The 14,599-nt window shown below is 61.4% G+C and carries 10 protein-coding genes; 3 read left to right on the top strand and 7 right to left on the bottom strand.

Features of this window, described 5'->3' with window-relative positions; translation table 11 throughout:
- Nucleotides 1–81 precede the first annotated feature (81 nt).
- The 3 genes from AD662_RS12060 to AD662_RS12050 form a co-directional block, all read right to left on the bottom strand.
- Nucleotides 82–1,335, bottom strand: coding sequence for an OprD family porin (locus AD662_RS12060; protein ID WP_053187496.1), 1,254 nt, complete (start codon nucleotides 1,333–1,335; stop codon nucleotides 82–84).
- Between the two features lie 95 nt (nucleotides 1,336–1,430).
- Nucleotides 1,431–2,735 (bottom strand): CitMHS family transporter, encoded by a 1,305-nt coding sequence (locus tag AD662_RS12055; RefSeq protein WP_018600453.1) that lies wholly within the window; start codon nucleotides 2,733–2,735, stop codon nucleotides 1,431–1,433.
- Between the two features lie 55 nt (nucleotides 2,736–2,790).
- Nucleotides 2,791–3,873: a 4-oxalomesaconate tautomerase gene (locus AD662_RS12050; protein WP_053187492.1), complete on the bottom strand. Its 1,083-nt coding sequence runs from the start codon at nucleotides 3,871–3,873 to the stop codon at nucleotides 2,791–2,793.
- Between the two features lie 168 nt (nucleotides 3,874–4,041).
- Between AD662_RS12050 and AD662_RS12045 the strand changes: the two genes are divergently transcribed.
- Nucleotides 4,042–4,932 (top strand): LysR family transcriptional regulator, encoded by an 891-nt coding sequence (locus AD662_RS12045; protein ID WP_003200706.1) that lies wholly within the window; start codon nucleotides 4,042–4,044, stop codon nucleotides 4,930–4,932.
- Here AD662_RS12045 and AD662_RS12040 read toward each other — a convergent pair.
- The gene (locus tag AD662_RS12040) at nucleotides 4,857–6,098 is read right to left on the bottom strand and encodes an MFS transporter (RefSeq protein WP_139213112.1); all 1,242 of its coding nucleotides are present in this window, start codon (nucleotides 6,096–6,098) and stop codon (nucleotides 4,857–4,859) included. The two genes, AD662_RS12045 and AD662_RS12040, sit on opposite strands and share 76 nt — an antisense overlap.
- Nucleotides 6,099–6,409: 311 nt before the next feature.
- Between AD662_RS12040 and AD662_RS12035 the strand changes: the two genes are divergently transcribed.
- Complete coding sequence (locus tag AD662_RS12035) at nucleotides 6,410–6,865, top strand: winged helix-turn-helix transcriptional regulator (RefSeq protein ID WP_018600437.1); 456 nt, start codon at nucleotides 6,410–6,412, stop codon at nucleotides 6,863–6,865.
- Nucleotides 6,866–6,908: 43 nt separating this feature from the next.
- Here AD662_RS12035 and AD662_RS12030 read toward each other — a convergent pair whose 3' ends face one another.
- The 3 genes from AD662_RS12030 to AD662_RS12020 all read right to left on the bottom strand — a co-directional run bounded on the left by AD662_RS12030 (nucleotide 6,909) and on the right by AD662_RS12020 (nucleotide 13,562).
- Nucleotides 6,909–11,333, bottom strand: coding sequence for a response regulator (locus AD662_RS12030; RefSeq protein WP_053187490.1), 4,425 nt, complete (start codon nucleotides 11,331–11,333; stop codon nucleotides 6,909–6,911).
- A gap of 57 nt (nucleotides 11,334–11,390) precedes the next feature.
- The gene (locus AD662_RS12025) at nucleotides 11,391–12,548 is read right to left on the bottom strand and encodes a response regulator (protein WP_053187486.1); all 1,158 of its coding nucleotides are present in this window, start codon (nucleotides 12,546–12,548) and stop codon (nucleotides 11,391–11,393) included.
- 138 nt (nucleotides 12,549–12,686) lie between these two features.
- On the bottom strand, nucleotides 12,687–13,562 hold the full coding sequence (locus AD662_RS12020) for a LysR family transcriptional regulator (protein ID WP_053187483.1): 876 nt from the start codon (nucleotides 13,560–13,562) through the stop codon (nucleotides 12,687–12,689).
- A gap of 136 nt (nucleotides 13,563–13,698) precedes the next feature.
- Between AD662_RS12020 and AD662_RS12015 the strand changes: the two genes are divergently transcribed.
- Complete coding sequence (locus AD662_RS12015; protein WP_053187480.1) at nucleotides 13,699–14,568, top strand: NmrA family NAD(P)-binding protein; 870 nt, start codon at nucleotides 13,699–13,701, stop codon at nucleotides 14,566–14,568.
- Nucleotides 14,569–14,599: the final 31 nt, after the last annotated feature.

The raw sequence follows: 14,599 nt of genomic DNA, 5'->3' as shown, positions 1-14,599 counted from the left end.
GCTTCGCCAGCTCCTACAGAGCCGAGCGGGAGCAATCTCTGGCCACAGGTCCATCGTTGTTTCTTAGGTGAACCGCATGCCCTACCAAAGGGCGACATCGTAGGTAAAGTAGACCCGGTTGCTGTCACGGCCACGGGAAAAGTCCGAGCGATAGACATAGTTACGCAGCTTCACCCCCAGCCCCTTGAACGTGCCCTGCTGCACCACATAAGCGATCTCTGCGTCTCGCTCCCACTCTTTGACCGTGGTGTTGGACTTGCCGTCGTTGCCGCTCAGGTAGCGGGTGGAAAATGTCAGGCCGGGCACACCGAGGCGAGCGAAGTCGTAGCCGTACCCGAGCATCCAGGTCTTCTCGTCTTCCTCGATGAACTTGCCGATCCCGACGTTGCTGAAGGAGTACACCGTGGCGCCGCTGACATAAGGCAGGCCCGCCTCGCCACTGAGGGTTTGATAGCCGGCGCTCAGTGTGTGGCCGACAACGGCGTAGGACAGCGATCCGCTGAGCATGTCGTTGTCGATTTTGCCGCCATAGGCCGAACCCGAATCGACGCTGTTGAAGTAGCGCAGGTCGCTGGTCAATACCCCAGCGCCCAAGGGCAGATCATGCTGGATGCCGGCAAAATTCTGTCGATAGAAATTCTCCAGCTCACCATAGAAGTAGCTCAGACGGATGTTTTTACCCAACTTGTAGTCGGCACCGGCATAGCTGAAGTCACCGGACTTATCGCCGCCGTAGCCATCGGGCACGATGGGCATGCTGTCGCTCGAATCGCGCAGCTTGAAACGTTCCAGATGCCCACCGGTGACGGTGAGGTTGTCGATGTCAGTGCTGCTGATCTGGGTGCCCTGGTAAGTCTGGGGCAACAGCCGCGCATCGTTGTAGACCAGCACCGGAGTCTTGGGCAGCAAGGTGCCGTATTTGAGCGTGGTCTTGGCTATCCTGGCCTTGGCGGTCATCCCTGCGCTGGCGAACTCGTCGGCGGCGCGACCGTCGTCATGCACTGGCAGCAGGCCGGTGCCGCTGCGACCACGCCCGGAATCGAGCTTGACCCCGAGCAGGCCCAGGGCATCGACCCCAAAGCCAATGGTGCCCGGCGTAAAGCCCGATTGGTAATCCAGCAGGAAGCCTTGGGCCCATTCGGTGCGCTCACTCTTGGCGGTCCTCGCCGCCCGTGCGCTCATACCGTGCTCATCGCGAAAATTTTCGTTGAAGTAAACGTTGCGCAATTGCAGCTTGAGCTTGCTGTCGTCGATGAAACCTTCGGCGCTGGCCGAGGCCAGGGGCAGCAGCCCAAGGATTGGAAACAAAGCCCCGCGGGTAAGCAAAGTGGTCATGTCGAGCTACTCGTTGTTGTTATTGGGCGTGCAAGCCAGCGCACACCCGCTTGCGAGGGCATGTCTGGCAGGGAAGCTAAAGTGTGTCGGGTGAATCAGGAAAACAGCGTCAGTGCCCCGGTCAGCAGGGCCAGCGCGGTAATCACCAGGGACGTGAGCACCGCCCATTTGACGGTGGCTTTCTGGAAGTCGCCCAGGTCGCGGTCGACCATGCCCACCAGCAACAAGGTCGAGGCCACCAGCGGGCTCATCAGGTGCACCGGCTGGCCGAGAATGGACGCCCGGGCAATCTCGACCGGATCAATGCCATAGGCCGCCGCGGCGTTGGCCAGGATCGGCACGACACCGAAGTAGTAGGCATCGTTGGACAAGACGAACGTCAGCGGCATGCTGGTAATCGCCACCACCAGCGGGAACAGATGACCCCAGGAAGGCGGAATCCAGTCGACCAGGGTTTGTGCCAACGCATCGACCATTTTCGTCCCGGAGAAAATCCCGGCGAAGATGCCCGCGGCAAACACCAGCAGGACCACGGTCATGGCGTTGCCCGAGTGGGCGAGAATGCGCTCCTTCTGAATATCCAGCTGCGGATAGTTGATCATCAGCGCCAGGACGAAACCAATCAGGAACAGGATCGCCGAATGCATGAGCCCCATCACCAGCGCGACCATCACCGCGACCACCAACAGCAGGTTGACGTAGGCCAGTTTCGGACGCTTGTGTGGCGTGTCTTCCATGATCGCGTTGATATAGCAGTTGCCGCCGCCGCTTTGCAGTTGGACGTTGCCGATGCGCTTGCGCTCGGCACGGCCCAACAGGAACGCCGTGAACACCACCCATGCGGCCCCACCGATCATGGTCGGCAGCAACGGCACGAAGTACTCACCGGCATCCAGGCCCAGCGCTGCGATCGCCCGGGTCGCCGGGCCGCCCCAAGGGGTCATGCCACTCATGATGCTCAAGGAGAGCATGGAAACGGTCGCCAGGATCATCGGGTTCATGCCGATGCGCTTATACAGCGGTAGCATCGCGGCACAGGTGATCATGTACGTCGTCGTGCCGTCACCGTCCAGCGCCACCAACAGCGACAGCAGCGCCGTGCCCACGGCGATCTTCATCGGGTCGCCATTGACCCGCTTGAGGATCTTGCGGATCAGCGGGTCGAACAGACCGGCGTCGATCATCAGGCCGAAAAACAGGATCGCGAACAACAGCAGTGCCGCTGACGGCGCGACCATCTTCAGGCCATCCAGCATCATCTTGCCGGTGGTCCCGCCAAAGCCGCCGAGCACGGCAAAGACGATGGGCACCACCGTCAGGGCGACGATCGGCGACAGCCGTTTGGTCATTATCAGGAAGGTGAAGACCACCACCATGGCCAAGCCAAGTAAAGCGAGCATATGTCAGATCTCTTGTTGTTATTGAGTCGCTGATGCAATGACGAGGTCTGCCTGGCTATCCGGCCAGGCGCCGGGAAACCGTGGCGTAGACGAAACCAGAGAAAAGTCGGCGGGCGGTGCGTACCACCGAGGCTCGAATGGTCTCACCCTTTTCGCCGGTGTAGGACAACACCACATCGATACCGCCGCTGGGGTGCTCGATGCGAACCTGCTGCAAACGTGGCTCGCTGCCGCCACCGATCAGGTTGGCCGCGACACTGCCGTTGGTCACGCAAGCCGTCGCCAGGCCGATAGAGCCGGTGATTGCCAAGGCGCGGTGACAGTTGTGCGGCATGAAGTAGCGCACCTGGAGGGTCCCGCCAGACTTGGCCGGCGACACCAGGACCGGCTTGGGGATCACCATGTCGCTGACGTCACCCAGGCCCATCGCCAGGCCGGCTTTGAGCCGCAAGGACTCCAGGCGCTGCATGAACGCCTTGTCGGCGTCCAATTCAGCGGGGCTTTCGTCACCGCGCTTGCCCAGTTGGCTGGCCTCGACGATCAGCATCGGCATCGCCATGTCGATGCACGTCACCGCAATGCCGTCGATCATGTCCAGGGGTTGCCCGGTCGGGAAGAGCTTCCCCGTCTTGCTGCCCGCGGCATCGAGGAAGGTCAGTTGCACCGGAGCGGCCGTGCCGGGCACGCCGTCGATGGCGGTGTCGCCTTCATAGCTGACCTTGCCTTCCGGGGTTTGCACCTCGGAATTCACGAAAGTCCCGGTATTGAGGTTGCGAATGCGCACCCGGGTCAGATCGCCGGTAGCCTTGACCAGCCCCTGCTCGATGGCGAACGGGCCGACGGCGCAGAGCATGTTGCCGCAGTTGGGCGCGGTGTCGACCCGACGCTGGGAAACCATGACTTGGACGAACAGATAATCGACGTCGGCTTCCGGGTGCAACGATGGACTGACGATTGCCACTTTGCTGGTCTGTGGGCTGCCGCCGCCGATGCCGTCGATTTCCAGTTCGTGGCCGGAACCCATCAGGTTGATCAGCAATTCGTCACGTTCGGCGATGGCGACCGGCAGATCCCAGGCGAGAAACACCGGGCCTTTTGACGTACCGCCGCGCATCAGCACACAAGGAATTCGCTTCATGAACATTAACTCTTGTTGATCAATCTGGATAATTGATGTTCTAGGCACAAGAGTGGCAGGGTTTAAAAAGTGTTTCCAATGCAAAGATCGGAGTGATTATTGCGTTTCACAAATGAATTAAATTACGATGATTGTGCGGCGCCGTGCCCCTTCTTGGTGAGATAAAACATGGAATATGAGCTCCAGGACATACGATCTTTCGTGAAAATCGCCGAACTCGGCAGCTTCCACGAAGCCGCCGACGCGCTGCATCTGTCGCAACCGGCCTTGAGTCGACGGATGAAAAAACTCGAGGAAGGCTTGGGAACCGCTTTGCTCGATCGCACCACCCGAAAGGTCAGCCTGACGAGTGTCGGCCGTGACTTCCTGCCCAAGGCGCGGCGCCTGCTGGATGATTTCGACGACTCGATTCTCAACATCCGCGAGCTGGCGGAGCGACAGATCGGCCGGGTGACCTTGGCGTGCATTCCCACGGCAGCGTTCTATTTCCTGCCTTCGGTGATTCGCCTCTATAACGAGCGCTACCCGAAAATCCGCATCCGCCTGCTCGACCTCAGCGCCAACGAAGGGCTCGAAGCGGTACTGCGCGGCGAAGCCGACTTCGGCATCAACATGATGAGCGGCCAGCACCCGGACATCGAGTTCGTACCCCTGGTCAACGAACCCTTTGTGCTGGCCTGCCGGCGCGATCATGAACTGGCTGAACGCAGTGCGGTTACCTGGTCGGAACTCAGTGATTATCGGCTGATCGGCGTCGGTCGCCTGAGCGGCAACCGCATGCTGCTGGATCACGCGCTGTCGGGCCTGAGCTGGCGCCCGCAATGGTTTTACGAAGTGCAGCACTTGTCGACGTCGCTGGGATTGGTCGAGGCCGGCCTCGGTGTGTCGGCGATGCCCAGCCTGGCTATGCCGGCCGGGGATCATCCAACGCTGGTCAGCGTGCCGCTGATCGAGCCTGTGGTAAACCGCTCGCTGGGCCTGGTCTACCGCCGGGGCGCATCGCTCTCCCCGGCTGCGGAGAAGTTTGTCTCGATCCTGCTTGAGCAGTGGCCGCAATGAAGCGAGAGCCTCCACACCGCCAACGCGGCGAAGCTGATCAAGGCGCCTAGCAAGCTGACCGCCATCCAGCCCCACAGCGCATAGACCTGGGTCGCGGCCACCGCGCCCAGTGCGCTGCCCACCGAGTAGAAGCACATATAAGCCCCGACCATGCGACTTTGCGCGTCGGGCCGTGCCGCGAAGATCAAGCTCTGGTTGGTGACATGCACGGCTTGCACCGCGAAGTCGAGCAACACCACGCCGCACACCAGTGCGATCAGGGAGGTCTCGGTAAACGCGATAGGCAGCCAGGAAAACGTCAGGAGCCCCAGCGACCAGCCGGTAACGCGTTGTCCAAAGCCTTGATCGGCCCACCGACCGGCCCTTCTGGCTGCCAGGGCCCCGGCGACGCCGGCCAGGCCAAACAGGCCGATGGCCGTGTGTGAAAGCGACAGCGGCGCGGCGCTCAACGGCAGCACCATGGCGGTCCATAACACCGAAAACGCGGCAAAGATCAGCAAGGCCAGCAGCCCCCTGATCCGTAGCACCGGCTCGCTCATGAACAGTTTGAACAGCGACCGGATGAGCGCCCGGTAAGGCTGCCGGTCAGGTGGCGACACGGCAGCAGGCACCACTGCCCAGAACACCGCCGCGATGGTCAGCATCAATCCCGCGGAAACGAAATAAACCCCGCGCCAGCCCGCCAGATCGGCAATCACTCCAGAGGTAAACCGGGCCAGGAGAATACCCAGGACAACGCCACTGGTGACGGTTCCCACGGCCTGTCCACGCTGGGAGGGCGAGGACAGCACGGCGGCATAGGCCACCAGCACCTGGACAACCACCGCCAGCAAGCCCATCACGATCATCGCACCCAACAAAGCCAACCAGTGCCGCGCTGCGCCGACGGCCGCCAGCACAAGCGCGGACAACACCAATTGCGCGAAAACCAGCCGTTTACGGTTGACCTTGTCCCCCAACGGGACGATGAACAGCAACCCCAGCGCGTACCCCACCTGAGTGGCCGTGACCACCACCCCGATCAATCCTGAAGCAACGCCCAGGCTTTCGGCCATTGAGGCGAGCAAGGGCTGGGCAAAGTAGACATTGGCGACGGCCAATGCACAGGTCACGGAAAACAGTAGTGTGAGCGCCGGCGAAAGCCCTGGGTAATGCTGTTCATTCAAAGAACCCGTTGCCCCCCTGCAGGAGCTGCCGAAGGCTGCGATCTTTTGATCTTTCCCTTGGGATTCATGTGCCTGGGGAAAGATCGCAGCCTCGCTTCGCTCGACAGCTCCTACGCGGGAGCACGTGCCCCCACCAGGGTGATTTCCCGAAGGCTGCTGGGTGAAACAGTCGGCATCTGCTGTCATGCACGCCTCCTTGGCGCTAAACTGGTTTCAATTAAAAACCTGACTGGATTGTCACCCGATCAGGTTTCAATTTGCAACCACAGACATCGACCGGACTTGCGATCCTTTTTCAGAAGGTCAATAAAATGGAAAACGCTTCACCGCAAAACAGCGAATGCCCGGTAGCCAGGACACTGGACGTGATTGGCGATCGCTGGTCGCTCATGATCATCCGCGACGCATTCGACGACATTCGCCGCTTCAGCGAATTTCAGAAGAGCCTGGGCGTGGCCAAGAACATTCTGGCTTCGCGACTCAAAGCGTTGGTCGAGGTCGGTGTGTTCGACGTTCGACCCGCGTCCGATGGAAGCGCCTACAAGGAGTACGTCCTGACGGACAAAGGCCGGGAAATCTTTCCGGTCGTGGTCAGCCTGCGACAGTGGGGCGAACGCTTCCTGTTCGAGCCGGGAGAAACGCGTTCCGTGCTGTTGGACAACACATCCGGGCAGGCCCTCATGCCGATGGAGGTACGTTCGGCGAGTGGCGAAATACTTGGACCGTTTGACTGCCACAAGTTGAGACTTGTTGCCGGCGAATCGTAAAGCGACAGCAGGATCGCCTCATGCCTGAACGCTTCCGACGTCATCACCTCGCGGCCTTTTGACTCAATCCGGTCAGGTTTTCCAGCAGTTCCAGCGCCTGGTCGAAATCGAAGCGCTCGGCATGCTGGACGACCCGACGCAACTGCTCGGCCAACCTGGGATCTGACGTCAGCCCCGGTAACGGGTGCAGGACAGTCAACGCTTGCGTGTCACTCTCGGCCAACAAGTCCCTGACTTGGGCCAACCGCGCCTGCAACTCTGCGTCTGAATGCGACACGGGCAGCGGCTCGCTGAATGACTGCGGGTCCGCTAGCCCCGCCAGCCCTTCCAATACCTGATTCAGGCAATGCTCCACCGCCAACAACCCGGCAGCCACGACCTGCTCCTGGGCGCCGGCCAGGCAAGCCTGCTCCAGGGCGATGGCAGCATCCGCAACGGCCCTGGCACCGATGTTACCCGCAGTGCCACGCAGGGTATGGGCCAGTCGTGTTGCCGCCGAAGGATCTTCGCCGCCTCGTGCGGCCAAGAACTCGGTTCGGAAAGCACCTTGGCTGGAGCCGAACTTGCGCAGCAGGCGCAGGTAGAGTTCGACCTTGCCCATACAGGTGGCCAGGCCAGCCGCCAGATCAATACCGGCAAGTTCGACGGGCAGCCCCATGGGGACCACTTTGGAGAGCGGTGAGACTTCGGTCACATGGGCAGTACGACCAGGCCTGGGGTGAATCCACTTGGCCAGGGTGACGAACATGCCCTCGACGTTCAGCGGTTTGGAGATATGGTCGTTCATGCCGCAGGCCAAGGCCCGCTCGCGGTCGCCCGCCATGGCGTCGGCGGTCATGGCGATCACTGGCAGCCCAGCCCAACGCGACTGCTCGCGAATCCTGCGGGTTGCGGTATAACCATCCATGACCGGCATCTGACAGTCCATCAGTACGCCGTCGAAATCATCATCGCGCGCCAACAGGTCGAGTGCGTCTTCACCATGGATGGCCACGCACAGCTCGATGCCAGCGCTCTCCAGCAGTTCGCAGGCCAACTCGCGGTTCAGCTCATTATCCTCGACAAGCAGCAGCCGGGCGCCATGCAGGCTGGCCACGGCACTGGCACTCTGTCCAGATCGTTCGCCGGCCCGGGTATCGGCCTGGGGGGGCTTGCCGAGCACCGTGCCGATCGCCTCAAGCAGCGTGGACGGCGTCACCGGTTTGGTCAGCACCACCGGTAACTGGATACCGTGCCGGCTAGCCTCCTCACGTGCCTCTTCGCGCCCGAATGCGGTGACCATGATGACAGACGGTGTTTGCGCCAGATTGGCAGCGTGCATCTGACGCACCGTCTCCACGCCGTCCATGCCGGGCATGCGCCAGTCCATCAACACCAGGTCATAGGGCAGTGTCTTGCGTTCCGCCTCCACCAGCATCCCCAACGCCACGCGCCCACTCTGCGCCACGTCCACCTCAACGCCAAAACTGCGCGCCATGCTGGAGAGAATCTCGCGCGCGCTGGCGTTGTCGTCGACCACCAACACGCGAACGCCGAGTAGCTCATCAGCAGTAAACATGCGCCGCGGCTGAGCGTCGCGCTGCACGCCGAGGCTCACCTCGAAATGGAAGATAGAGCCTTGACCGAGTTCGCTCTCCACCCAGATACGTCCGCCCATCAGCTCCACCAAGTGCTTGGAGATGGCCAGGCCCAGACCGGTGCCACCGTACTTGCGAGTGGTGGAACTATCGGCCTGGCTAAAGGGTTGGAACAGCCGACTGCACTGCTCGGGGCTCATGCCGATGCCGCTGTCGCGCACCCAGAAATGCAACTGTGCCTGCTCCTCGCCGGTACCCAGTCGCTCCACGCCAACCACAACCTCGCCCTGCTCGGTGAACTTTGCCGCATTGTTGCCCAGGTTGATCAACACCTGGCCCAGGCGCAACGGATCGCCGATCAACGCCGTCGGCAGCCCCGCCGGGGTGCTGAACAGCAGCTCCAGGCCTTTGTCCTCGACCTTCAGGCCAATCATGCTGACGAAGCCGTCGAGCACGTCTTCCAAGTGGAAAGGAATGTACTCGAGGTGCATCCTGCCAGCCTCGATCTTGGAGAAATCCAGGATGTCGTTGATGATCCCCAGCAGATTTTCCGCCGAGCGGTGTACCTTCTCGATGTAGTTGCGCTGCCGATGGTCCAGCTCGGTGCGCAGGGCCAGGTGGCTCATGCCAATGATGGCGTTCATCGGGGTGCGGATCTCGTGGCTCATGGTGGCCAGGAAGTCGCTCTTGGCCCGCGTCGCTTCCTCGGCGATCTCTCTCGCCAGGTGCACCTCAGCCTCGGCGGCCTTGCGATCGGTAATGTCGAAGTACCAGTTGGCGCGAATCACTCGCTCGCGCTGCTCCAATGTCACCGCCGAAACCAGCACATCGAAGCGCTCCCCCTCGCTACGCTGGAAAGTAGCCTCGAAGTTAATCACCGCACCCTGCTCCGCCGCCTCGACGAAGCGCTGGTGTGCCTGATGATCGACCCAGAAGCGCCTCGGATCGATCCCTTCGAGTTGAACGATATCGACGCCGAACAGGTGTTCAAACTGCGGATTGCAGTAGGTCGGACGGCCTTCAATGTCCCTGATCAGCATGGCTACCGGGCTGCTGTCGAGTACCGCGCGCAATTGTGCTTCGCTGACCTTGAGCGCTGCCTGCAACTGGCGACGCTCGCTGACGTCGCGCACCGAGGCGCACACGCATACCCCCCGGCCTTCCAGGCTCGGCAGGCGCGACAGGCCGATCTCCACCGAAAACAGACTGCCGTCCTTGCGCACACCCTGCAGGTCGTCCAGGCCGGCGCCCATCTGCCGAGTATCACCATGGGCCATGAAGCCATTGCGCAGCTCAACGTGGCGACCGCGACTCGCGACCGGCACCAGACGCTCGATAGCCTCGCCCACCAACTCGCCGGCGCTGTAGCCGAACAACCGATCCAATTGCTGGTTGGTCCGCAGGATGCGTCCGTCAGCGCCCACCACCAGCATGCCGTCCGGTGCTGCCTCGATGATCCCGCGGTACCAGGCCTCGGTGGCGCGCAGTGCCGATTGCTGGGCTTCGAGCTCCTGAGCCTGATGCTCCAACAGCAGCGTTTGCCCGGCCATTTCATCGGCTTGACGACGGGTCTCCTCCAGCAATGCCTGGACGGCCTGATTACGTTCCAGGATCGCCATCGCCGCTGCCAGGCGAGGGACGGCTTCCTGGAGCAGCAGTGACTGTTCATCATCCAAGACTTTTAATCCGGCGAGTTCGAGCACGCCCAGCAGCCGCTCGCCACGCAGGATCGGTTGTAGCAACAGACAAGTGGCTGGAATCTCGCCGAGCTGCGAGTGCAGGTGCCAGTATTGTTCCGGCAGCGCCTGCATCTGGCGGGCTTGGCGATCGACTGCGCATTGGCCTAGCAGGCCATCGCCGAACATGACTTGCGCCTGCGGTGGCCGCTCCGAATCAGTGGCATAGCCGCCCATCAGCACCAGTCTGGTGAAGTCCGGGTGGACGCTGTAAAGAACCCCCTGGCAAATACCGAGCTGGTTCGCCATATGTTGCAGGAACACCTGCGCCAGTTCGCCAGGCGCCCCTGCCTGCTGCAGGTCGATCTGCAACTCGGCGATTTGTGCCTTGACCGACCGCTGGCGCTCCAATTGTTGAGACTCGATCTGCAATTTGGCGATGGCCCGCGCCAGGTCGCCGGTCTCGTTGTTCAAGTCCGTGTGCGGAATCGGTTGGTCGAGCTTTCCTGCAGCCAACTGGTCCACGGCCGCCCTCACTCGATTGAGCGGGTTGCGAATCGACTGGCTGACCAGCCAGCAAAGCAGTAGCGCCAGCGCCAAGCCGCCGAGCAGCAACATGTAGGTCAGCGTTGTACTGCGCTCGGCAAAGTCGGCGATGTCCTTGGAGGTGTCGCGGATCGAGGCCTCCTTGACCTCAGCGATTGCGTGCAACAGGGCATCGGCCTGCCGATCGAGGCGTTGGAACTCGCTGCTGTTGAGCAGCAACAATGCCTGGCCCTGGCGACCCAGATCAATCAATGCAAAGGCCCGCTCTGCCTCCCGCAGCAACTGTTGCAGCAGCACATCGAACTCGGCGAGGCGCGCCAGGTTTTCCGGGCGCCTCAGGGTTACCTTGGCCTCGGCCAGCGACCGGTGTAGTAGGGTTTGAGTGTCATGCAAGTGTTGCAGCGACTCGATGCGCACGTCCGCGCTGTCCGTACCCACTGCACGCTGCAGTGTCTGCACCAGGTGCGGCAGTTGCACTCGGGCTTCGTGCAGGTGCTCCATGCCCACCAATTCCTGGCTATAGAGATTCTGCATGTCTCGCTTCAGCGACTCTTGAGTACGCAGGCTTTGCACGCCAAGTACCAAGACCAATAGCAGTAGCGTGGCAAAGCCGAGGATCAGCTTATGGCGAAGCGCTAGACGCTCAAGCAGAGTGCGTAATTTGACCATGACATACCCCAATGACCACAATGAAGAAGCTGGCGAACGTTGCTGGTAGTGCTTCGTTCAAGGTTCCTGGGCGATACGCTTCAGGGCAGCCAACTGCTTAGCCATGTCCTGATCGCTGTCGGCGAAACGCTCGGCAATGGCCTGGAACTGTTCGACATGAGCCAGGAAGGCATCACAAATGTCTGGATCGAAATGCGAGCCTCGCCCCTGACGAATGATCTCGACGGCCTCCTCGTGGGGCATCCCTTCTTTGTAAACCCGTCGACTGATCAGGGCGTCATAGACATCCGCCACCGCCATCAGCCGGGCGCTGATGGGAATGTCGTCACCCGCCAACGCCTGCGGGTATCCACTGCCGTCCCATTTCTCCTGGTGGCTGTAGGCGATCTCCTTGGCCAGGCTGAGGAAGTCCACCGCAACACCCAGTTGGTCTTCGGCACGCTGGATAGCATCGCGTCCCAGCGTGGTATGGGTCTTCATGATCTCGAACTCCTCTGGGGTGAAGCGCCCCGGCTTGAGGAGGATATGATCAGGAATGCCGATCTTGCCGATGTCGTGCAATGGCGCCGACTTGAACAACAGGCGGATCGTTTCGTCGTTGAGAAAATGCCTGAAACGAGGATGGTCGCGCAGCCGCTCGGCGAGGACCTTCACGTAGTGCTGGGTCCGCCGGATATGGTTGCCGGTCTCATTATCGCGAGTCTCTGCCAGTGAGGCCATGGCCTGGATGGTCACGTCCTGGATGGCCATGACCTCGCGGGTACGCCGCTGCACCTCTTTCTCCAGATAGTCGTTCTGATCACGCAGGAAGTCCGCCGCAGCCTTGAGCTTGAGCTGGGTATCCACTCGCGCCAGAACCAACGGTGGACTGATCGGCTTGGTGATGTAGTCGACCGCCCCCAGCTCCAAGCCATGGATCTCATCCTCGATCGCCGCCAGGGCGGTGAGGAAGATGATTGGAATGTCGCAGGTGCGCGGATCATGCTTGAGCTGGCCCGCCACCTCGTGACCAGACAGCCCAGGCATCATCACATCAAGCAGGATCAGGTCCGGTAGCGAGCCACCCTGCAGCACTCGCAGGGCCTTCTCACCGCTGTTCGCAGCCTTGACCCGGTAGCGATCCTTGAGCAGATCGGTCATCAACAGCAAATTATCAGGCGTGTCGTCGACCACCAGAATGGTGGCCTGGGGATAGTGGCTCTGTTCGGCACTCATGGCTAGCGGCTCCCTTGCCAGAGATGTTGGCATCCCTAGGGGGACTTTTTTTGTCCCCTCAATGGAGGTGAGCTTAGCGGTACTTCTGCGAGGCTGCCGCACCCATCACCGGCCCAGCGCGCACCTCCCTGCCTTTTTCTATCCTTTCAGCGTCAGGGCCATGTCCGGGTACCTGGCGCACATGAAATCGACAAATGCGCGAACCTTCGGCGCAGCAAGACGCCTGGACGTGTGCAAGACCCAGAGTTCGGCTTCTTTCCCCGATACCGTGCCCCACTGGACCAACTCGCCACTGGCCAACTGGTTCCATGCGATGGACTGTGGAATGAGGGCAGCCCCACCACCGGCGATGGCTGCATCGCGGATCATCAGGAACGAAGAGAAGCGCAGCCTGGGGATCGGCTCCAGAATCAGGTGACCGCCATCGAGTGCCCAATGGGTGGGCTCGAAACTGGACATCACAATACCGGGAACTGACCGAATGGCCCCGGGTGCAGGCCGAGGTAATCCCGGCGCGGCCACCACCACCAGGCGGTCCTTGGCGAAGCAGCGGCCGACCAAGCTGCTGTCCGGGCTGGGGTTGATCCGGACGGCGACATCAAATTGTTCCTCGACGAGGTCGACCACGCGATCCTCCGAAATGACCTCGATCGTGACGTCAGGATAAGCCGCACAAAACGCTGCGCCGATGCCGCCCATCGCAAGCTGCGAGAACAGGACCGGGGCAGCGACACGCAAGCGTCCGCGAGGCGTCGATACGCCCTCCTTCGCCGCCGCCATGGCTTCCGCCACCTCGGCCAACGGCCCTTCGGCCCTGCTCAGCAGCAGCTCTCCAGCCTCGGTGAGTTTCAGACCACGCGCACTGCGCTCGATCAGCCTGACGCCCAATTGCTCCTCAAGGTCGGCAATGCGGCGCGACAAGGTTGCCTTGGCTATTCCGCTCGCACGGCTTGCCTTGCCCAACCCCTCGTTCGTTGCGACGAGGGTGAAATCGATCAGCGCGTTCAGGTTCATGCTGTTCCACTTTTGAAACGGAGTGTCTACATCCTGGCGTCTTCGTTTTGTTTCTGCAACGGAATATCGTTTGATCATCGCAACGGGCCGACAACGCAGTGGCGGACCTGACCCACTCTTATGCAGGAGATTCAAAATGAGCATTCTCGTTACCGGCGCCACGGGCACCCTCGGTTCACTCATCATTCAACGCCTCGCCAACGCGGACGCCGAGGTCAAAGCCCTCGTGCGCCAGCCTGGCAAGGGCACCTTCCCGGCGGGCGTCACTGAAGTCGTTGCCGACCTCACCGACGTCCCTTCGCTGCGCGACGCGCTGGTGTCGGTGCGGACGCTGTTCCTGCTCAACGCCGTGACGCCCGACGAGGTGACACAAGCCCTCATCACCTTGAACCTCGCTCGCGAGGCTGGCATCGAGCGCATCGTCTACCTGTCGGTGATTCATGCCGACAAGTTCACCCACGTACCGCACTTCACCGGCAAGCATACGGTCGAGCGCATGATCGAAAGCCTCGACATGGCCGCAACCATCCTGCGTCCGGCTTACTTCATGCAAAACGAATTGATGGTCCAGCAGACAATTCAGAACTACTCGGTGTACCCGATGCCGATCGGCTCGAAGGGCGTCTCGATGATCGATGCCCGCGACATCGCCGACATCGCCGCTGCCGAGTTGCTGCGACGCGACAAGGCACCTTCGGCCCTGGACCGTGTAACCCTGGAGCTGGTCGGCCCACAAGCACTGACCGGTGCCGCCGCGGCGAAGATCTGGAGCTCCGCCCTGGGTCGCGAGATCGCCTACGGCGGTGACGATGTGGCCGCCTTCGAAGCACAATTGGCCGCGTACGGTCCCGCCTGGCTGGCTTATGACATGCGCCTGATGATGTCCGGTATCCAGACATTTGGCATGCAGGCTGCTGAAGGAACCGTGGAACGGCTGCAGGCGATCCTGGGGCGTCCGTTGCGCACCTACGAAGACTTCGTCCGCGAGGCTATCCCCGGGGTTTGAACCGCCGGGGCAGTACTGTCAGGTCATCCTC

The sequence above is a fragment of the Pseudomonas kilonensis genome (assembly GCF_001269885.1).
GTDB classification, from domain to species: Bacteria; Pseudomonadota; Gammaproteobacteria; order Pseudomonadales; family Pseudomonadaceae; genus Aquipseudomonas; species Aquipseudomonas kilonensis.
The sequence above is the reverse complement of the archived record's forward strand: the minus strand, read 5'-3'. Positions and strand labels throughout refer to the sequence as shown.